Raw genomic sequence first — 19,285 nt, 5'->3', positions numbered from 1 at the left:
TTGTTCTTTACTCCTCAGAGTAAAAAGGCGTAACTGAATTTCATAAAGACCGAACGGCTGTCCCGTTCCAGACTCGTCAGTTGGTCATCCTGCACCGCATTGTCACTGTAGCCGGCATACAATAAGGTCTGAGGATTTAACTTGTAGGAATACAGCAGCTGCGAGCCCAGACTGCGGTCGCGCTGTTGGGTTAAGCCTGGGTTGGTCTCCGGGTTTTGCTGCAGATCGTTGTAGATCAGGGTCAGACGCAACTGGCTCTGCACCGAAAACTGATAGCTGAACCGCAGGTCGGTCAGATTGGCGGTAAAGATTTCCGCACCGCCCGTTGTCATGGCTCTGTAGGTGTGACGTAAATCGATACGTAAGTGTGTACTGGCATTCCAGCCCAGCTCAGGCGCGATTTCACGCAAAGACGCCAGCCGGTTATTGCGGTAGTCAATGGCGTCGCCACCTTCCAGCCAGACACCACTGAACAGACTGGGCCAGGGTCTGAATTCCAGCCAGAGCCCCAGCAACTGTTCATTAAACAGGGTGGTATTGCCATCTATCGCCAAGGAATCTGCATTATGACGAGGACCTGCCTTGTCGCGGTCTATCAGTGACAGCTCCAGATAACTTTGTTGTGGCCCCCATAGTTCTGCCGCCATTTCCAGTTCTTTTTCCAGCAACTCGCCCTGGCTGTTATGGCTGATATCCCAGTCGCCCGCCAGACTGGCCCGGTTCCACCAGTGCTCAGCAGAGAACCAGTTGTAGCCAAGCCCCTGCACCGCCTTGCGATAATCAGTCTGCGGCATATAGCCCATATCGGCGCGGAACTCATTGTCCAGTTGTAACAGTTCGGTATACCAGAACCAGGCGCCATCGTCGTGTTCATAGTTCAGAAAAAATGCCGGATCGGATAACTCGTCCTGCAGACGCAAGCCGGCTTCAGAGCCGGCGTAACTGTCCCTGAGCACCTGCGGGTACGCAGAGTCGGCATGCAAATACTGCAGCTGGAGTTTGTCCTGCTCACTGAACTGATACTTCAGGTCAACCCCATGCAAATAGTTATGGTAATTGTCACTCTGACGCAGCGTGCTGATCCAGCCCAGCGACAATTCAGGGCTCAGGTCCTGTCGGTAGCGCAACACGGCATTTTTACTTTGCTCAGCCAGAATAGCCACATCAGAGCCCAAATTGCCGGGCACAAAAAAGGTGGTCTGACTGTCGTCTGTGGCAAAAAAGGCAAACGAATGTTGCCCCGCCCGGCCCGTTAATCGCGCCCCCAAATCCGGCGCTGCGATATTGCGGGTGTAGACCAAGTCCAGTGGCGAACTGAAATAATCCTGGTTGTCCAGAAAAAACGCCCGCTTTTCGGCATAAAACAATGCAAAAGGATCGTTGGCGGACAGCTGTGCCACGTCCGCCTCCACTTGGGAGAAATCAGGATTGAGGGTGGCGTTCAGGTTGATGTCCGGTGTAATCCCCCACTTCAAATCCAGGCTGGCCGCAGTATCCGATTCTCCTTGCCAGTCAGAGCGGCCCGCTGGGTCGCGCTGCTCAGACCGGCCCGTCACCAGCGACGGCACCAATGCCAGGTGATTGCCTTGTTTGGCACCGGCAAAACCTGAAGCCGGTGTCATCTGACAAATCCAGCAGGGGTTGCTGCGTTCAATCCTGTTGGTCGACAACCTGTGCTTCAGGTCACGTGGGTAATAACGCACCAGCTCAATCCGCCAGTTTTGCACCGCCAACTGGTCGTTAAAGTTCAGTAAGCGCAACGGTATGGCAATTTCTACCTGATACCCCTGCGTTGTCGCGTGACCCGCGCTGTACCAAATCGCATCCCAGCTGTCGCTTTCACTGCGGGTCATTTCGTTTTCGATGGCGTCGGCCTGCACCCCAAGCGGGTTGACAAAAAACTGGTAGGCCAGCTTGGAATCGTTGTAGGTATCTATTTTGACGCCAACCAGATCATGCTCCCACACTTTGTCCCTGTCGGTTAAATAGGCGCGGATTTGGCTGGGATCCGGGTCATTGGCGATAAAGGCCAGATAAAAATACTCCCCGTTTTCAATCAGCAGGGCATCTGTCTGCACAGGTGCAGGGCTGTTTTCAGAGGGCCAGCTGTTGATAGTAAGCTGCACTCTGTTGGCCTGTTGCCAGAGTGCTTCATCCAGCACACCATCGACCTGAACTTGTGCTGTTGTTTTCGGAATAGCCCACTGCGCCCAGACAGCGGCAGAACAGCACAAAGCCAAAACACAGGCGGAAATTTTTAACAACATAGGTCCTATCCTTCTGATTCTGCGGCCGATAGTAAAGAAAAAGGCCGGGAGTACCAGCCTTTTCTGCAGATTTTTTGTTACAGGAATTAACTGAACTTAACGCTCCCAGTAACTTTCTTCCAGACTGTCTTCTTTCTCCGGCAAACCTTTGGACAGCCGAGGTGCGTTTTGCACCAGAATTTCGTAGCTGACCCTGTTGGCATATTTGCAGATCTGTGCAAAAGACGAGTAGGCCAGATAAGGCAGCTCGTGTTTGCTGGACAAAGGTAAGGTCTGACGATGAAAATGATTGGCCGCAATATCATGCAGAATAGCGGCCAAAGCACCATCGCCGGCACCATTGGTGTTTTTAATACGCTCAGGCCCGCCAAGGTAAGGGTCTATATGTGAATACACCTTCACAGGTTCGACACAGTCTTTTTTCTGCATAGGGCGGCTGAATTCAAACTGGTTATAGTCCGCCAAAGCACCGGATTTAATCGGGTTGCTGGTTTCACGTTTCGACTGCACATCGGTGTAACCACAGAGATATAACCCTTCAGGGCCTGCGGTCAGCAGCACCATATCCACATAATCCAGCGCGGCTTCGGCCGCCAGCAGCGGGTCGGCAAACCCCGTCAGGGCTTCGGCTTCCTGTTCATTCATCGCCAGCATATTGACGTAGTTGGTCAGAGTGTCCAGGAGCAGTGTTTTATGTTCCTGCACCAGGTGTTTGGTGCCGAGGCTCATCACCACGGGCACATCAGCCGCTTTGGCATCCTTGAGCATTTTCAACATAGCCTGCTGAATAGGTTTGGCGGTGGCGCGCAGCGGATAAGCGCTGGCGACCACAGCAGCAGCTTTGCGGATAATGTCAGTTGGGATATGGCTGGGCGCCAGCTCATCCATATCACTGGGGTCAATCACAAAGGTGCGTTCACCATCAGGCGTGACCATGGTAATGCCACGGCCGACATCACCGGGAACCCCCTGCAAATGGTTCATATCCACTTTGCTGGAGGTATGGCAAAGGTAGTGGTAAGCCGGTGACCCCAGCCTGATATTGGCGGACATCACGCCCAACAATACCGATTTGTCGTCGGCCAGTACCGAATAGTTATGAATGGTATTGCCTATGGTACCACCGGCAAAATGATCCGAAATGGCATTGGACGCCACCAGCTCCTGATAAATCAGGTCGGCTTTGCCATGTTCAACCAGATTGGACAGGCCTTTGCCTATGCCGTATTTCTGCAGAAAGTCGTCGCTGACATTGGCTATGACATCCACTATGGTCTGGTCCAGACCCACTACATATGTATCCAGTTCAGGCCGGACTTCGTAGCTGGGCAACGTCAGCTTTGGCTGGGAGACAGGAAAATAGTGTTTAAGTTTACGACGACCCGGAAATTTCATAATGAACACGCTCTGATTCGAAGCCGCGCATTTTAGCAAAAAAACACCACAGAACTAGGCATTTTTATCTGCCCATTTTTCTGTGGTGTTTTCCGCTTTGCGGATTAAGCGGCGGGCATCTGTCGGGTAAACACAAACTGCTCAGGCGTCGATTGTTCAGCACTGAACCGATAGCCTTCGACATCAAAGTCTTTCATGCCTGCCACGCTGGTCAGTCGCTGCTCTGTGACAAAACGCGCCATCAGACCACGGGCCTTTTTGGCATAGAAGCTGATCACTTTATACTGGCCATTTTTAAAGTCCTTGAATTCCACATTGACCACACGGGCTTTCAGGGCTTTTTTATCCACCGCTTTAAAGTACTCCTGCGACGCCAGGTTCAGCAGGGTGTCACTTTGCAGCTGTTCCAGTTGCAGGTTCAAGGCCTCGCTAATCCGGCTGCCCCAGAACTGATACAGGTTTTTACCACGAGGATTGGCCAGACTGGTGCCCATTTCCAGCCGGTAAGGCTGCATCAGATCCAAGGGCCTTAACACACCATACAAACCACTTAAAATACGTAAATGCTGCTGCGCAAATGCCAGATCCTCTTTGCTCAGACTCTGGGCCTGCAAGCCCTGGTATACATCACCATTAAAGGCAAACACCGCCTGGCGGGCATTGTCCGGTGTAAAAGGTGTGGACCACTGGGCAAATCGGGCGGCATTCAGTCCGGCCAGCTTGTCGCTGATTCCCATCAGGCTGCTCAGCTGCTGCGGGCTTAAATCGCGGCACACCGGCATCAGGGCCTGTGCCTCGGCCAGCAAGGCCGGCTGGCTGTACTCTGACACAGCCACCGGGCTTTGGTAATCCAGGTCTTTGGCTGGTGAAATCACCATTAACATAACAACTTTCCTGTACTGCAAAAACGCGCCTAGTGTACCAAGTTACACCTGCCTGTGCAGACTGGTTCTGTGTTATAGCAAAAAGTTCAGACAGATTGCGGAGTTGCGGCCGCTTTTGGCTTTAAATCAAGCCACCTTATGGGTACCATGGAATTCTGTGGTCTTGCCCTGACTGACGCCGCCAGACCCAGCTGAATTCCAGGGTAGGAAAGTCACTGCATCAACCGGTTTTATGTTGTAATTTTCCTACATTTTATTAGTATGAATCACCCTCCAAGCCGGATGTGATCTAAATAACGGTAAGAAAACAATATGAGCAGCTTACTTGACCAGTTAAAACAAGTGACCACAGTGGTGGTCGACAGTGGCGACTTAGGTGCCATTGAACAATTTCGCCCTGTAGACGCCACCACCAACCCATCGCTGTTGCTGAACGCCAGTCAACTGGAGTTTGCCAAGCCATTATTGGCCACCGCCGCTTCTTATGCCAAAGCAAGAAGTAGCGACCTGGCCGAACAAATCAGTATTGCTGGTGACAAGTTTGCCGTCGATATCGGCACTAAAATCAGCCAATTGATCCCAGGCCGCATCTCAACCGAAGTGGATGCCCGTTTGTCTTTCGATAAAGCAGCCACTGTGGCCAAAGCCAAACAGCTGGTGGCGCTTTATCAAGAAAATGGCCTGGGTACAGACCGCATCCTGATCAAAATTGCATCCACCTGGGAAGGTATTCAGGCAGCGCGTGAGCTGGAGCAACAAGGTATTCAGTGTAACCTGACCCTGTTATTTCATATGGCACAGGCCCGTGCCTGTGCAGAAGCCGGCGTCTTTCTGATTTCGCCTTTCGTCGGCCGGATCCTCGACTGGTATAAAGCCAATACCAAACAGGATTACGATGCAGAAACAGACCCAGGCGTGGTGTCTGTGCGTGAAATCTACCGTTACTTCAAAGCCCATGGCCATAAAACTGTAGTGATGGGTGCCAGCTTCCGTAACACAGGTGAAGTGCTGGCGTTGGCAGGCTGCGACCGCCTGACTATCAGTCCGGCGTTGTTGCAGGAGCTGAGCGAGGCTCAGGGCCAGCTGCAGGTGCATCTGCAGGACCAGGGCGTGACTGAAAGCGCCAAAGCGGCCATGACAGAAACTGAATTCCGCTGGGCACTGAACGAAGATGCGATGGCCACTGAAAAACTGGCCGAAGGCATCCGCAAGTTTGCAGTCGATCAGCGCAAATTAGAAACATTGATCCAGGCGCAACTGCAGGCCTGAGGCTATTAAAGGGAGAAACTGAATGTCATCTAAGGTGTGGGCTTCGCTGAAGCAGCAAGCCAGTACAGCCATTTCGTTACGGCAGGAATTTGCTCAGGACCCGAAACGGGCCGAAAAATTCCAGGCCAGGGCTTGTGGTATTCATCTGGATTTTTCTAAAAATCTGATCACCGACAGTATCTGGCAAAGCCTGCTGGAGCTGGCAGGCGAAAGTGACATTCAGCGCAAAGCGCAGCAAATGCAACAAGGGGACAAAATCAACAACACCGAACAGCGAGCCGTCTGGCATATGGCGTTACGCGCCGAAGCCGGCCAGCCGCTGCGGCTGGATGGGGTTGATTTAGCACCGGACATTGCACAGTGCCGCACCCAAATGGCCAACCTGATAGAGCAACTGCACCAGGGGGAGTACCTGGGTTATCAGGGCCAGGCTATTACTGACCTCGTCTGGATTGGTATTGGTGGCTCTTTATTAGGCCCACAGATGGCCTGTGAAGCCTTGTTGCCTTATAACCAGAGCCCGGTGCGTATTCATTTTGCCGGCAACATTGACGGCGCTGTGGTCAGTGATGTGGTCAAAGGCTTAAACCCAGCCACCACCCTGGTCTTTGTTGCTTCCAAATCTTTTGGCACCGAAGAGACCAAACAGAATGCGCTGGCTGTGCGTCAGTGGTTTACCGACCAGGGCGCCGACAAAGCCGCTATTGCACTGCATTTCTGGGCCACCTCCTCCAATATCAAAGCGGCGGCTGAGTTTGGCATCAGCGCCGAACACATTCTGCCGATGTGGGATTGGGTCGGTGGTCGTTACTCCTTGTGGTCCGCCATCGGCTTTCCGGTGGCCCTGCAGCTGGGTATGGCACAGTTTGAACAGTTGCTGGCCGGTGCCCGCGCGATGGACCAGCATTTTTACGCCGCTCCTTTTGAGCAAAACCTGCCGGTGATTCTGGCGCTGTTAGGTGTCTGGTACATCAACGCCAAAGGCTGTCAGGCTCAGGCGTTATTGCCATACAGCCACTACCTGCGCCTGCTGCCATCCTATGTGCAGCAGTTGGATATGGAAAGTAATGGCAAAAGCGTCGATGCTGAGGGGAATCCACTGCAACTGGCCACAGCGCCGGTGATTTGGGGCGACGCTGGCACCAACGGCCAGCATGCCTATCACCAGTTGCTGCACCAAAGCGCTTTGGCCGTGCCATGCGACTTTATTCTGCCGGCCAGGGTCAGTCACAGCTTGACCGACCATCACCATCGTCTGGCGGCGCATTGCTTCGCTCAGACCCAGGCCTTGATGCAAGGCAAAACCTTTGACGAGGCCAAAGCCGAAGTACTGGCCAGCGGCGCCTCTGAGGCTGAAGCTATCGCCCTGGCGCCGCACAAGGTATCTCCAGGCAATAAACCAAGTAATACCCTGTTGCTGCCCGAGTTGTCCCCTTACTACTTAGGTGCACTGATCGCATTGTATGAACACAAGGTGTTTTGCCAGGGTGTACTGTGGAATATTAATTCCTTCGATCAGTGGGGTGTCGAGCTTGGCAAACAACTGTCCACACCTATTTATCAGGTACTGTCAGGGCAGAAAGAAAGCCGGTTTGACGCGTCTACAGAGGCACTCATCGCTCAATTTAACCAGTTCAGGAACAAGTAGCCGACAAAAAACATTCATTTTTCGTTCATTTTTGTGTCAAAAGGTTATTTTATTTTCATTCAGACTGTGGTACTAATTTGTTGAAAATAACAACAACTCAGAGGGGCAAAAATGGAAAGCTTCGAAGATTTACTGAACCTGTTGGAGCGTCCTGCAACGAAAAGCCGTGCGGTAAAACGTAAATGGCGTGAAATCGAAGCAGTAAAAGAACGTCAACGTCTGAAACGTGAACTGGAAGACATTGACTGGACCATCGAACCTGAGTTGAACGATTTGGAATTTAGTTAAGAAAAAGCCCCGTCCTGCTGGACGGGGCTTTTTTTCATTCCACAATTCAGGCCCCAAACCATCGCTTTCGCGATGGTTTGTTTTAGCTGACTTCTAAACCTGCCAACAGATTGGCGCCTTGCCCTGTTCTGTCAAGAGTGCATTGGCTTTGACAAAATGACCACATCCCAAAAAACCGCGATGTGCAGAAAGAGGCGATGGGTGAGGTGCGGTCAGAATATGGTGTTTTTGTTTATCCACCAGCTGACCCTTCTTAATTGCATGACTGCCCCAGAGCAAAAACACTATACCTTGTGCTTGTGCACTGATAGCCCGGATCACCTGGTCGGTAAATTGTTCCCAGCCCAATTGCCGGTGTGAATTGGCTTCGTTGGCCACAACGGTCAACACTGTGTTTAGCAACAACACGCCCTGCTGGGCCCAGTTTTCCAGACAACCATGGTCCGGATAGCGGAAATCTTCATACTCCAGCTGCAACTCTTTGTAGATATTGCGCAGCGAAGGTGGAATGGCCACTCCCTGGGGCACCGAAAAACTCAGGCCATGGGCCTGGTTTGGTCCATGGTAAGGGTCTTGCCCGATAATCACCACTTTCAGCTGGTCAAACGGAGTGTATTTAAAGGCGTTAAATACCATAGATTCAGGTGGATAGATCACCTGCCCTGCGGCCCGTTGTTGCTTCAGATAGTTGATGGTGTCGATAAAATAGGGCTGATTTTTCTCAGCCCCAATCACGTCTTGCCAGCTTACACTCACGCTTAATTGTCCAATGCCAATAATGCCTGGCGCAATTGTACATAATCAGCGTTCATCGCCACAGCCAAACTTGCCTCACTGGCGACAGCAGCCAGCTCAGCTGGCAGCGCAATAGGGCTGCCAAGAATGTTTTCCACCTGCTCTTTAAACTTGGCCGGATGAGCGGTGCCAAGGAAGATGCCATATTCACCAGGCTGCAGGCTGCGTTTCAGGGCTTTGTACGCCACCGCAGCGTGCGGCTCGCTGACATACCCCAACTGAGCGAGCTGACGCATCGACAGCTGGGTGTCTTCTTCATCCACCATCACGGCTTCCAGAGCCTCCCGCTCCACCAGCCCTTGCGCCAGCAAAGCTTCAACCCGGGGCCAATTATTGGGGGCACTGACATCCATTGCATTGGATAAAGTCGCCACTGTTTTATGCGGCGCCCAGTCGCCGTTTTTCCAGTAGCGGGGCACTGTATCGTTGGCGTTTGTGGCGGCGATCAGCCGTTTGATTGGCAGGCCTAAGACCCGGGCAATAAGCCCGGCGGTCAGGTTACCAAAATTACCGCTCGGCACAGCAATCACCACCTGATCTCGCTGATTGGCCGGAACCTGGGCGACCGCTTCAAAGTAATAACAAATTTGCGCAAACAAACGGCTGATATTGATGGAGTTGGCCGAGTTGATATTCAGTTGCTGCACCAAAGCTTTATCATTAAACACTTCTTTGACCAGCGCCTGACAGGCATCAAAATCAGCATTCACGGCCAGAGTGTGAATGTTCTTGCCAAGGGTGGTAAACAGCTTTTCCTGTAACGGGCTGATTTTGCCTTCCGGAAACAGGATCACCACCTCCACCCCAGGTTGCTGGTAAAAGGCATGGGCCACAGCGGCCCCTGTATCCCCCGAAGTTGCAGTGACTATAGTGGTTTTGCTGACGTTTTCGGCCTGCTGGGCTTTGAGCAGTGCCTGCGCCATAAAACGGCCACCAAAGTCTTTAAAGGCCAGTGTGGGCCCATGGAACAATTCCAGGCACGCCACCCCTTCTGCGACAGGCGCCAAAGGCGCAGGGAAGGCAAAGGCCGCTTCGACCATTTGCTGCACTTCTGCTGCCGTTAACTCATCCCCAATCAGGCTGGCCAGAATATGGCTGCTGCGTTCGACAAACGGCATGTCGAGCAAACGGGGCACATCCAGCTGCGGCCATTGTGTCGGGAAAAATAACCCCTGCTGTTCACCCAGCCCAATTCGAACGGCCTGCAGAAAACTCACTTGCTGCGAAGGAACTTTAATATTCGTTAATTGCATCTGCTTAATCCTGTGTTCTGATCCTGTAGCGCCCGTGCGCCTTGTTGCGCCAGACGGCACACCACCGTCATGGCATCCTGATTTTTTGCATACTGTGTTTGCAGATAACTGGCGGCAAACTGGGCTTGTTGCCCGGTACTGCAGATGGCAAAAATGGTCGGCCCGGCACCGGAAATACCGACATGGCCAACCCCTTCGGCCATTAAGGCTGCACGCAACGGCTCCAGCTCCGGCATCAGACGGCGCCGGGGCGGTTCCGCCACTAAATCCTGCAAGGCCGCTAAAGCGTCCTGTTCATCCCGGCTGTATAGGGCGGCAACAAAACGGCTGAGCATACCGGCAAAGGCAATGCTGTGTTGCAACGACAATTCTTTGGGCAAAACAGCCCGCGCAGCTTTGGTCGACAACACTGTGCCGGGGTAACACAGCACCACACGCCAGTGTTCAAACCAGGGCAAAGCCCGGCAAATTTGTGGGCTGTCCTGCAGCATTAACTGCAGGCCCCCATAAAAAGACGGCGCCACATTGTCGTAATGCACAGAACCGCTGACGCCCCCTTCCAGTTGGGCCATCAGTTGTAAAAGTTCTTTGTCAGACAGTGGCTGGCCAAAATGTTGATTAAAGGCATACAGAGCCACCACGATAGAACAGGCGCTGGACCCCAGCCCACTGCCGACAGGCAAATGCTTGACCAGCTCCAGCTGCAAAGGTGGCAGCGTGCAGCCAACGGCCTGCTCGAAGGCATAAAAGCATTTGATCACCAGGTTATCGTTCAGATCGCCCGGTAACTGGTGCACATAACGGCCTGACACACGCAGCTCCAGCGCGTCACTTTCACCCAGGATGATCAACTCATCCCCCAGCGCCTGCCCGTCTGTTGGCTCAAAAGCCGCTCCCAATAAATCAAAACCGACCGACAGATTGCCGGTGGAGGCGGGCGCAAAATAACGACTCATGTTACATCTCCTGCTGCCAGGACAAAGTCCGCATCACATCACTGAATACCCCGGCCGCAGTCACCGCAGCCCCAGCTCCGTAACCACGCAACACAAATGGAATAGGCTGGTAATAGCGGGTGTGGATGGCCAGCGCATTTTCACCGTCTTTGACTTTGGCCAATGGGTGATCCAGATCCAAAGCTTTAATGGCGACTTTACAGCGCCCGTCGCGGATTTCTGCTATGTAACGCAGAACCTGACCATTGGCTTTAGCGGCGGCCACTTTGTCGGCAAAAAGTGCATCCAGCTGGGGCAACTGCGCCATAAAATCCGGCACAGCGGTGCCTGCCGCAAAACCTGCAGGCAATACGCCTTCTACCTCCACATCGGCCAGGTCCAGCATCAGGCCTGACTCCCGCGCCATAATCAGCAGTTTGCGCGCCACGTCCATACCGGAAAGGTCATCGCGTGGATCAGGTTCTGTGAAGCCTAAATCCCGCGCTTTTTGTGTCACTTGTGACAGACTGACGCCTTGCTCCAGCAAGCCAAAAATATAAGAAAGCGAACCTGACAAAATCCCTTCAAAGGCCAGCAGTTCATCGCCGGCATTAAATAAGCCCTGCAGGGTGTCAATCACCGGCAGACCGGCCCCCACAGTGGTCTCGTACAGGAAACGCCGTCTGTGCTGCTGAGCCACCTGACGCAGCTGGCGGTAATAATCCAGAGACGCTGTGTTGGCCTTTTTGTTCGGCGTTACCACATGGAAGCCGGCCTTGAGGAAATCCACATACAGACCTGCCACAGGTTCGGCACTGGAACAGTCAATCAATACCGGGTTGGTCAGGTGTTGTTCAGTGACAAACTGGCTGAGCTGAGCCACGCTGAACTGTGCTTTGGCGTCCTGCATCTGCGCCTGCCAGTGCGCCAGGTCTATCCCTTTTGGGTCCAATAACAAGGCTTTGGAGTTGGCGATCCCATAGACGGTCAGGCGCACATTGCGCTGCTGCAAAAACGCCTGCTGACGCTGAAACTGCGCCAACAACTCGCCTCCGACCACACCACAGCCGACCAAAAACACATCAATGCTTGGGATATGGCTGAAGAAGTTTTCATGGCAGACTTTCACTGCATCCTGACAGGCTTTTTGCTCCACCACGGCCGAAATAGACCGCTCGCTGCTGTCCTGGGCAATAGCCACCACGTTGACTCTGGCCTGCGCCAAAGAAGCAAAAAACTTCGCGGCCACACCACGGTGCTGGCGCATGCCATCGCCGACCAGGCTGACAATGGCCATGTCCGATTGGATATGCAGAGGCCGTAACAGCTTATTCGCCAGTTCCAGTTCAAACTCCGCCGCCAGTGCCTGCTGAGCCACTTTCAGATCAGACTGGGCGACACAGAAGCTGATGGAAAACTCGGATGACGACTGAGTGATCAGGCTGACCGATACCTGTTCCCGCGCCATGGCGGCAAACACACGGGACGCCATGCCCACCACCCCTTTCAGGCCTGGGCCTGACACTGTGATCAGCGCCAGATGTTCCAGGCTGGAAATGCCTTTGACCAAGCTGTCGCCACTGCTGTGCTGATCAATACAGGAGCCCGGTGCCGACGGGTTTAAGGTGTTTTTGATGTAACAAGGAATTTGAAACCGTGCCAGCGGGCCTATGGTTTTTGGATGCAGCACTTTGGCACCGAAGTACGACAACTCCATCGCTTCGTCGTAGGATAAATGCGAAATCAGCTTGGCATTTTTTACCTGACGCGGGTCGGCACTGTAGACGCCGTCCACATCAGTCCAGATTTCACAGACTGAGGCTTTCACCGCGGCAGCCACTATGGCTGCTGAGTAATCAGAGCCGTTGCGCCCCAGCAGGCACAGTTCGCCCTGCACATTGCTGGAAACAAAACCGGCCATCACATACACCTGGGCCTGCTGTTTGGAAAGTGCCGCCGCAAAACTCTGCTCAGAGGCTGCAATATCTGCCACCGCATTCAGGTAATCGCCCTGACTCTTCACCAAGGCCACCGAATCCAGTAACACAGTTTTCAGCTGTTTGCCTTTGAGCAGTGCCGTCATCAGCGCCACACTGAATTGCTCCCCCATGCCAAGGATTTGCGCCTTAATATGATCAGGGCAATAACCCAATAACCGAATGCCTTGCAACTTTTCAGTCAACCGCTCGTCCTGAGCGGCTGCCAATTCACGAACAGCGTGCAGCTGATCAGCGCTGGTCCGCAGTGTTGCGTCTTCAATCAGCTGTGCCAGCCGCTGCCGCCATTGCTGCAACAACGGCAGGTAGTCTGAGCCTAAAAAAGCCAGGTCTGTCAGCTCCACCAGGGTATTGGTCACCCCTTGTGGTGCAGACAATACCAATCCAACCGGCTCTGTGCCGATTTGGCTTGCCACTATATCAGCGACCTCCGCAAACCTGACCACGGTGGCCAGCGATGAGCCGCCAAACTTCAGTACCCTCATGTTGCACTCCTTCTAAGCAAAAAGGCCCGAGACGGGGAGGTCTCGGGCCTTTTCTGGATGCAATACGCCGCCGACCTCCTACCCCGTGGGGCTGGTGGTTGTAATAATGGTGACGGTATTGCGATTTTTTATTCTCATAAAACCACTATGCTTGAACATTTAGACGTCTGTCAATCTAAATGTTCAGATCATTTTTGTTTAAATACTGGTCAGGCCGCTGTCGAAACACAAGACCCGGTTGCGGCCAGAGCGTTTGGCTTGATACAAGGCCTGATCAGCCGCTGCGATCAGTTGCTCTGCAGCGCGTTCATCAAAGTTCTGCAATACCGCCACGCCAATACTCAGCGTGACCTGTATTTTGTGTTGCTGATAGTGAAAGCTGGTCGCTGCGATTTGCTGGCATAAACGCTGAGCCACCTCAAAAGCACCGGCTTTGTCTGTGTTGGTCAGCACAATGCCAAACTCTTCACCACCATAACGGCCAAACCAGTCGCTGTCGCGCAGCAGCTGTTTGACCTGAGCGGCCAGTTCCACCAGCACAAAATCGCCACCCTGATGACCATACCTGTCATTCAGCTGTTTAAACCTGTCCAGGTCAAACAGCAGCAGCGACAAAGGTGTCTGATAACGTTCAGCGCGTTGAACTTCCAGTTTGAGCTGTTGCTCCCAGAAACGCCGGTTCAGGCATTGGGTCAGGCCATCGAGTCTGTTGCTTTGCTCCAGCTGTGCCATGGCCTGTTGCAGATGCTGCTGGTAGACAAAAGCGTCCGTCGCATCTTCAATCAGCAGGCAGACATACTGGCCACCTTCCGGATCGGTCAGCGGCAACATGGTGCAGTTTTGCGCCATGTACTGACTGCTGCTGGTGACCGGGCGCAAATGCGGCAATTTCACAATATACTGACGCTGCTCCCAGGTACTGAATGCCGGCGTTTGCAGGCTGAATACCGTTTCGAATTTACGTCGCAGCCAGCTTTCAGGCAGATCGGTGAACACCTCAAACAAGGATTTGTTTTTTACATCCTGCAACTGCAGTTTGGCATGCCGTTCCAGAAAATGATTCAGGTAAACCAGCCTGAAGGCTGGGTCCACGACCAACACCCCGCTGTTGAGCTGATTCAACACAGGGCCAAATAACCAGGTTTCATTCATTAATATTGTTCCAGAATACAGCTCAGAATACGCTGCAGCGGCACCACAGCGTCTCCCGGTATCAACAGCAACATATCACAGTCAAAGGCATAGTCTGTCAGTTGATACCGAATATCCACCTTTAGCGCCAGTTGTGCGTTTTGCAAGGAGAAAACGAATGCCTCCTTGACGCCGGCGCTGTTCGTCGCCACAGTTTTTGGCGCACTGTAGGTTAGCTGCAGCATCATTTGACTGGCGAGACTGTTCAGAAAGGTGCTGTTTAAAATGGTGCTGATATCCATCAGCATTTCAAGGTCGGAGCTGGTGCCTTGCTCGTAGTCAAACAAGGATGCCAGAGTGTGAGCGCTTTCCAGTTGATACAGCAAAATAGCTTCGCCGCGAATGCCATCATTGCCTAAAAAACCCTGGCTGATCATGGCCTGCTCTGAGCTGCACACATGTTGATCAAAGTGCTCCGCAATATCGCAGGACTGAATAAATTCAATGGCAGGCACCTGCAGGTGAACAAAAGTGCCGAGAAAGCGAGCCAGTTTATCGCTGGCCAGCCCCATCGCAACATTGATCAGCTCCTGCAGACAGTCCTTTTGTTCGGCACTGAAGTTCATTCAGACCAGCCCATATTGCTTGAGTAGACCAGATAATTTATCTGCGCTGACGGGCTTTTGCACAAAAGCCAAAGCACCTAACTCATTGACTCTGCGTTGCATTTCAGGCTGGATATCTGCCGATACCACCACGACAAAACAATCCAGTTGCCGCAAGCGGATCTGCTCCAGCACACCAATACCGTCCAGTTCAGGCATGGTCAGATCCAAAAACACCAAACCTATCTCTTGTTGTTGCAGAACTTCGAGTGCCTCGCGGCCATTAGAAGCGGTAAAAAATTCGGCATCCAGATCGTCGGGTAAAGATTTACGAACCTGTTTACGCGCCAGAAGTGAATCATCACAAATCAGCACTGACAGTGCCATACCACATTACTCCATAGGGGTTCTTGTCATTGTCCAAGACTTGTTTTTCATTTTTATGAACGCCTGCCTACCTTAACTGAAACCTGGCAGATTTGCCCACACGATCACCGCGAAAATTTAATTTTTTCAGTCAATTGCCACACTTTTGTTGCGAAAGGATCCTCTGTTGCCTAGTCTCACAGATATTTCTGGGCACTGGTGTTTTCATTTTTAACAAACTTGTTTAACTTAGTGACAGACTCCTGAACCCGTATCTCCTTGCAAGGTAACCGGATGCAGCAAAAAAGTTTATCCCGCAAGCTGCTGACTAAAGTGTTGTCAGTGTATTTTATTCTGACTTTTGTCGTCACTTTGGGTCAGATTGTCGCGGAGTATTTCAATACCAAAGACCATATCAATGGTGAGCTGGCAACCTTACAACAAACCTTTGCCGGCAGCCTCACCCGTGCGATTTGGGAGCTGAATACTCAGCAGGCCATGATTATTGCCGACGGCCTGCTGGCTATTCCGGCCATTGAAGGCATTATAGTGCGGGACGACAGTGGTGCCGTCATAACCCAATTGGGCCGTTATGTTGATATCAGCGAGCGTTATGGCAATTCCCTGGTGCAGGAAGGTGTGCGGTTAACCGAACAAAACTCCGGCCTCTTTGGGTATACCTTTCCATTAATTTTTGAGTTCTCCGGCCGCGCCACCCAGGTCGGCGATGTCACCTTGTTTTCCAGCCGGGCCGTGGTACTGGACCGGATCAAAATTGGTATTTATTTTCTGGTCGGCAACGCGGTGTTGAAAACCACTTTCCTGATCATTTTGTTTTTATTGGCGTTTCGCAGCCAGCTCACCTTGCCTCTGAATGAACTGACTCAACAAATTGAAGATTTAGAGTTGGACCACCTGGAAGGCACCCGGGTCGAGATCCAGCACAATGAAAGCAATGAACTGTCGGTTATGGCCGATGCCTTTAACCGGCTGATTGCCCGGGTACAGGATTACAAGTCTCAGCTTGAAAGCACACAAAAGCAGTTGCTGCAGTCCAACGAAAAACTGGATCAGCACAACTTGCTGCTGGAGCAGGAAGTGGCCCGCAAAACCTCAGGCCTGAGCCAGGCCATGATGGACCTGCAGCAGCAAAAGCAAGAACTGGAAGTGAAACAACAGGCATTGCGCGAAGAAATCGAGCGTCGCCGCCACAGTGAAGAAGCCTTAAGGCAAAAACAAGCGGAGCTGGAAAAGTCGGTCGATGATTTAAAGCAGGCACAGGATCGTCTGGTGCAATCAGAAAAAATGGCGGCTCTGGGCGGTTTTGTCGCAGGTATCACTCATGAAGTGAATACCCCTGTTGGCATAGGCGTCACTGCCACCAGTTTCCTGGCGGAAAAGCTGGCCACACTGGAAAGCCAGTACAAAGACAAAACCCTGACACCAAAGATGTTGGAGCATTTTATTGAAGAGGCCAAACAAAGCACTACCTTGCTGCAGTCGAACCTGACCCGCGCATCCGAACTGATTGCCAGCTTTAAACAAATTGCCGTTGACCAGACCAGTGACGCGCTGCGCACCATCAATCTGGCGGATTACCTGAGTGAAGTGATTCGTTCGCTTCAACCCAATTTTAAAAAGACCCGCCATCATATCGATGTGAACTGCCCGGAAAATATGATTCTGAGCTGTCCGGCTGGTGCTATTTCGCAAATTTTTACCAATCTGCTGATGAATTCGTTGATCCATGGTTTTGAAGAAATGGACGAAGGCCATATTCGTATTACTGTGCTGGATGAAGGATCCATGGTCGATATTACCTATTCAGACGATGGTCGCGGTCTGACACAGGAACAGCTGGAAAAACTGTTCCACCCGTTTTTCACCACCAAACGTGATCAGGGGGGCAGTGGTTTAGGCACCCATATCACTTACAACCTGGTCCGCCAGACACTGGGCGGCAGTATTCAGGTCAGCAGCGAACCTGGTCAGGGATTAAGCTACCATATCCGCTTTCCAAAAAACCTGAAACGCAATGTCTGAACTATGGCTGTGCGCTGACATCTCGCACTGAGATTTTCAGCCAAAATACCCCTGAAAGGTCAACCGCCTCATGTATACTCTGGCCTTTGTTTAAAGCGTCAGAGTTAAGTTATGTGGTTTAAAAATTTACGCCTTTACAAAGTGAATGAAGCGGTGAGCGGCGATCAGGAGCAACTTGAACGTCAGTTGGCCGAATTCAAGTTCAGCCCCTGCATGGCGCAGGAGGCCATGAAAATAGGTTTCACCAGCCCGCTGCATCCCAGTTTCAAGTCTTTTTGTCACCTGACGTCAGACTTGATGCTGGTGGCCGTCAAACGTCAGGAAAAAGTGCTGCCTGGTGCTGTAGTCCAGGAAGAACTGGAACCGAAAATTGCCGCCGCTGAACAGGAGAAAGGCCGCCCGCTCAGCCGCAAAGAAAAGCAGGCGCTCAAAGAAGAGCTGGTTCAGGCATTGCTGCCACGCGCTTTCAGTCGCTCCAGTGTCACTCGAGCCTTGTACGACCGTGAACAACAGTGGTTACTGGTTGATACCAGCAGCAGCTCCAAAGCTGAAGAAGTGCTGGCATTGATGCGTAAGGCCTTCGGATCTTTACCTGCTTTGCCTCTGCTGGACAATCACAAACTCAATCAGCAGCTGCATTTCTGGTTGCAAGGCAAAGAACTGCCTGCTGGTTTTGAATTAGGCCATGAAGCAGAACTGAAAGCTCCGGATGAAGAAGGTGCCAAGGTTCGTTTTAGCAATCACGTGTTGAGCACAACCGAAGTACAAAGTCATCTGGAAGATAAACTGGTAACCCGGCTGGCTCTGGAGTTACCTGAGCAACTCAGTCTGCTGGTCTGTGAAGACAGCAGCATTAAACGGCTGAAATTCCATGACGTGGTTTGCCAGCAGAATGATGAAATGGGCTGGGACGACCTGGCGGCCCGACTGGATGCCGATTTGCTGCTGATGCATCAATTATTGCGCGCGGCTTTACAACCTTTACTGCAGAACCTGGAGCAGTAACCACAGAGACAAAAAGGAGGCTAAGCCTCCTTTTTGTTGTGATACCAGCCCCATACTGATTAGCTCAGCACAGCTCTGATTTCCTCAGACACTCCACCGATTTCCGGCAGCTTCATAAAGTGCAGTTCTGGCAGCAATCCCCGTTCCACGTATGGTTGCAGCAACGCAAACCGCTGACCATCATCCGCCACAGTCCGGCTGATCACGCCAATTCGGACAAAATCAATATAACCGGCTTCAGCAGTCAAGTAAGAGGGGTTATTCCAGTTTTGCACTATTTCAGGGTATGGTTCTGCAAAGTCCCAGGCCCGCATAATGGCAGCCCCTATCTGACCGGTCAGACTGTTCAGTGCCTGATCGAGAAAACGCGGATCTCCGAATACCGTCTGATAACGCTCTGCTTCGGTCAGAATAGGCAAAGCGCCGATCTGATGCATCAAACCCGCCAGCGTCATCACATCCAGGTTCAGGCCGCATTGTCGGTTGTTTTCCATATAGAACTTCAGACAGGCAATAGCCACGCTGGTGACATGCACACTGTCGCTCCACACCTGCGCCATGCGCTCTTTAATTTGTTCATGCTGAGAGATAAACAGCTGTTCCATCGCCATGGCTGTGGCAATATTTTTTACCTGGCTGAACCCAATACGGGTCACCGCCTGGTTCAGTGAGGTCACCCGGATTGAACGGCCCATAAAAGCACTGTTGGCAATTTTGATCATCCGGGCCGCCAATGCCGGATCCTGCGCAATCACGTCCGTCATGCTCTGCAGTGTACTGTTTGCATCGTCGGCTGTGCGGCGCACCTGGATGGCAATTTCTGGCAACGTAGGCAGCACCAGTAAGTCGGTTCGAATTTTTTCAATCAGAATAGTAAGCAAGGCATTTTCAGCCGACATATCAAAATTCCTCTGTGCCA

General features: G+C 52.2%; 16 protein-coding genes. 5 read left to right on the top strand and 11 right to left on the bottom strand.

The genetic code is table 11. The features are described from left to right. Positions 1 to 14 precede the first annotated feature (14 nt). The 3 genes from WKJ04_RS03535 to yaaA form a co-directional block, all read right to left on the bottom strand. Positions 15 to 2,267 (bottom strand): DUF5916 domain-containing protein, encoded by a 2,253-nt coding sequence (locus WKJ04_RS03535; RefSeq protein ID WP_337879144.1) that lies wholly within the window; start codon positions 2,265 to 2,267, stop codon positions 15 to 17. Between the two features lie 96 nt (positions 2,268 to 2,363). Beyond that, positions 2,364 to 3,662, bottom strand: a complete 1,299-nt coding sequence (locus WKJ04_RS03530; RefSeq protein WP_337879143.1) for an inosine/guanosine kinase — start codon at positions 3,660 to 3,662, stop codon at positions 2,364 to 2,366. Between the two features lie 104 nt (positions 3,663 to 3,766). Further along, positions 3,767 to 4,546 carry a peroxide stress protein YaaA gene (yaaA, locus tag WKJ04_RS03525; RefSeq protein ID WP_337879142.1) on the bottom strand — a complete coding sequence of 260 codons (780 nt, stop codon included), beginning with the start codon at positions 4,544 to 4,546 and terminating at the stop codon, positions 3,767 to 3,769. Positions 4,547 to 4,858: 312 nt separating this feature from the next. On the opposite strand from yaaA, the gene tal reads away from it, so the two are divergent. The 3 genes from tal to WKJ04_RS03510 all read left to right on the top strand — a co-directional run bounded on the left by tal (position 4,859) and on the right by WKJ04_RS03510 (position 7,751). Next, the gene (gene tal, locus WKJ04_RS03520; protein WP_337879141.1) at positions 4,859 to 5,815 is read left to right on the top strand and encodes a transaldolase; all 957 of its coding nucleotides are present in this window, start codon (positions 4,859 to 4,861) and stop codon (positions 5,813 to 5,815) included. A gap of 22 nt (positions 5,816 to 5,837) precedes the next feature. Further along, complete coding sequence (gene pgi / locus WKJ04_RS03515) at positions 5,838 to 7,463, top strand: glucose-6-phosphate isomerase (protein ID WP_337879140.1); 1,626 nt, start codon at positions 5,838 to 5,840, stop codon at positions 7,461 to 7,463. A 111-nt stretch (positions 7,464 to 7,574) separates the two neighbouring features. Beyond that, complete coding sequence (locus WKJ04_RS03510; RefSeq protein WP_337843246.1) at positions 7,575 to 7,751, top strand: DUF3545 family protein; 177 nt, start codon at positions 7,575 to 7,577, stop codon at positions 7,749 to 7,751. 93 nt (positions 7,752 to 7,844) lie between these two features. On the opposite strand, the gene ung is transcribed toward WKJ04_RS03510, so the two are convergent. From ung to WKJ04_RS03475, 7 genes are all read right to left on the bottom strand, one after another. Further along, the gene (gene ung / locus WKJ04_RS03505; protein ID WP_337843245.1) at positions 7,845 to 8,507 is read right to left on the bottom strand and encodes a uracil-DNA glycosylase; all 663 of its coding nucleotides are present in this window, start codon (positions 8,505 to 8,507) and stop codon (positions 7,845 to 7,847) included. Between the two features lie 2 nt (positions 8,508 to 8,509). Beyond that, a complete protein-coding gene (gene thrC, locus WKJ04_RS03500) occupies positions 8,510 to 9,799 on the bottom strand; it encodes a threonine synthase (RefSeq protein ID WP_337879139.1) in 1,290 nt (429 codons plus the stop codon). Continuing rightward, positions 9,790 to 10,755, bottom strand: coding sequence for a homoserine kinase (gene thrB, locus WKJ04_RS03495; RefSeq protein WP_337879138.1), 966 nt, complete (start codon positions 10,753 to 10,755; stop codon positions 9,790 to 9,792). Before thrB ends, thrC begins: the two co-directional genes overlap by 10 nt. Position 10,756: 1 nt before the next feature. Beyond that, on the bottom strand, positions 10,757 to 13,216 hold the full coding sequence (gene thrA, locus WKJ04_RS03490) for a bifunctional aspartate kinase/homoserine dehydrogenase I (RefSeq protein WP_337879137.1): 2,460 nt from the start codon (positions 13,214 to 13,216) through the stop codon (positions 10,757 to 10,759). A 198-nt stretch (positions 13,217 to 13,414) separates the two neighbouring features. Then, positions 13,415 to 14,368: a diguanylate cyclase gene (locus tag WKJ04_RS03485; RefSeq protein WP_337879136.1), complete on the bottom strand. Its 954-nt coding sequence runs from the start codon at positions 14,366 to 14,368 to the stop codon at positions 13,415 to 13,417. Beyond that, positions 14,368 to 14,973 (bottom strand): chemotaxis protein, encoded by a 606-nt coding sequence (locus WKJ04_RS03480; RefSeq protein ID WP_337879135.1) that lies wholly within the window; start codon positions 14,971 to 14,973, stop codon positions 14,368 to 14,370. Before WKJ04_RS03480 ends, WKJ04_RS03485 begins: the two co-directional genes overlap by 1 nt. After that, positions 14,974 to 15,339 (bottom strand): response regulator, encoded by a 366-nt coding sequence (locus tag WKJ04_RS03475; RefSeq protein ID WP_337879134.1) that lies wholly within the window; start codon positions 15,337 to 15,339, stop codon positions 14,974 to 14,976. Positions 15,340 to 15,612: 273 nt separating this feature from the next. Between WKJ04_RS03475 and WKJ04_RS03470 the strand changes: the two genes are divergently transcribed. After that, complete coding sequence (locus tag WKJ04_RS03470) at positions 15,613 to 17,361, top strand: ATP-binding protein (RefSeq protein WP_337879133.1); 1,749 nt, start codon at positions 15,613 to 15,615, stop codon at positions 17,359 to 17,361. Positions 17,362 to 17,472: 111 nt separating this feature from the next. Then, complete coding sequence (gene rdgC, locus WKJ04_RS03465) at positions 17,473 to 18,366, top strand: recombination-associated protein RdgC (protein WP_337879132.1); 894 nt, start codon at positions 17,473 to 17,475, stop codon at positions 18,364 to 18,366. A gap of 59 nt (positions 18,367 to 18,425) precedes the next feature. Here the strand turns inward: rdgC and WKJ04_RS03460 are convergent, their stop codons facing one another. After that, entirely contained in the window at positions 18,426 to 19,265 is an 840-nt protein-coding gene (locus tag WKJ04_RS03460; RefSeq protein ID WP_337879131.1) for an HDOD domain-containing protein, read from the bottom strand. Positions 19,266 to 19,285 lie beyond the last annotated feature (20 nt).

Origin of the sequence: Rheinheimera sp. (genome assembly GCF_037442345.1) — a bacterium.
Classification (GTDB): Bacteria; Pseudomonadota; Gammaproteobacteria; order Enterobacterales; family Alteromonadaceae; genus Pararheinheimera.
Note: the sequence above shows the minus strand (reverse complement) of the source record. Positions and strands in the feature narration are given on the sequence as shown.

Excerpts from the sequence above, each read along its gene's own strand:
- WKJ04_RS03535 (WP_337879144.1), bottom strand. The coding sequence starts at position 2,267 with ATGTTGTTAAAAATTTCCGCCTGTGTTTTGGCTTTGTGCTGTTCTGCC.
- WKJ04_RS03530 (WP_337879143.1), bottom strand. The coding sequence starts at position 3,662 with ATGAAATTTCCGGGTCGTCGTAAACTTAAACACTATTTTCCTGTCTCC.
- yaaA (WP_337879142.1), bottom strand. The coding sequence starts at position 4,546 with ATGTTAATGGTGATTTCACCAGCCAAAGACCTGGATTACCAAAGCCCG.
- tal (WP_337879141.1), top strand. The coding sequence starts at position 4,859 with ATGAGCAGCTTACTTGACCAGTTAAAACAAGTGACCACAGTGGTGGTC.
- pgi (WP_337879140.1), top strand. The coding sequence starts at position 5,838 with ATGTCATCTAAGGTGTGGGCTTCGCTGAAGCAGCAAGCCAGTACAGCC.
- WKJ04_RS03510 (WP_337843246.1), top strand. The coding sequence starts at position 7,575 with ATGGAAAGCTTCGAAGATTTACTGAACCTGTTGGAGCGTCCTGCAACG.
- thrC (WP_337879139.1), bottom strand. The coding sequence starts at position 9,799 with ATGCAATTAACGAATATTAAAGTTCCTTCGCAGCAAGTGAGTTTTCTG.
- thrB (WP_337879138.1), bottom strand. The coding sequence starts at position 10,755 with ATGAGTCGTTATTTTGCGCCCGCCTCCACCGGCAATCTGTCGGTCGGT.
- thrA (WP_337879137.1), bottom strand. The coding sequence starts at position 13,216 with ATGAGGGTACTGAAGTTTGGCGGCTCATCGCTGGCCACCGTGGTCAGG.
- WKJ04_RS03485 (WP_337879136.1), bottom strand. The coding sequence starts at position 14,368 with ATGAATGAAACCTGGTTATTTGGCCCTGTGTTGAATCAGCTCAACAGC.
- WKJ04_RS03480 (WP_337879135.1), bottom strand. The coding sequence starts at position 14,973 with ATGAACTTCAGTGCCGAACAAAAGGACTGTCTGCAGGAGCTGATCAAT.
- WKJ04_RS03475 (WP_337879134.1), bottom strand. The coding sequence starts at position 15,339 with ATGGCACTGTCAGTGCTGATTTGTGATGATTCACTTCTGGCGCGTAAA.
- WKJ04_RS03470 (WP_337879133.1), top strand. The coding sequence starts at position 15,613 with ATGCAGCAAAAAAGTTTATCCCGCAAGCTGCTGACTAAAGTGTTGTCA.
- rdgC (WP_337879132.1), top strand. The coding sequence starts at position 17,473 with ATGTGGTTTAAAAATTTACGCCTTTACAAAGTGAATGAAGCGGTGAGC.
- WKJ04_RS03460 (WP_337879131.1), bottom strand. The coding sequence starts at position 19,265 with ATGTCGGCTGAAAATGCCTTGCTTACTATTCTGATTGAAAAAATTCGA.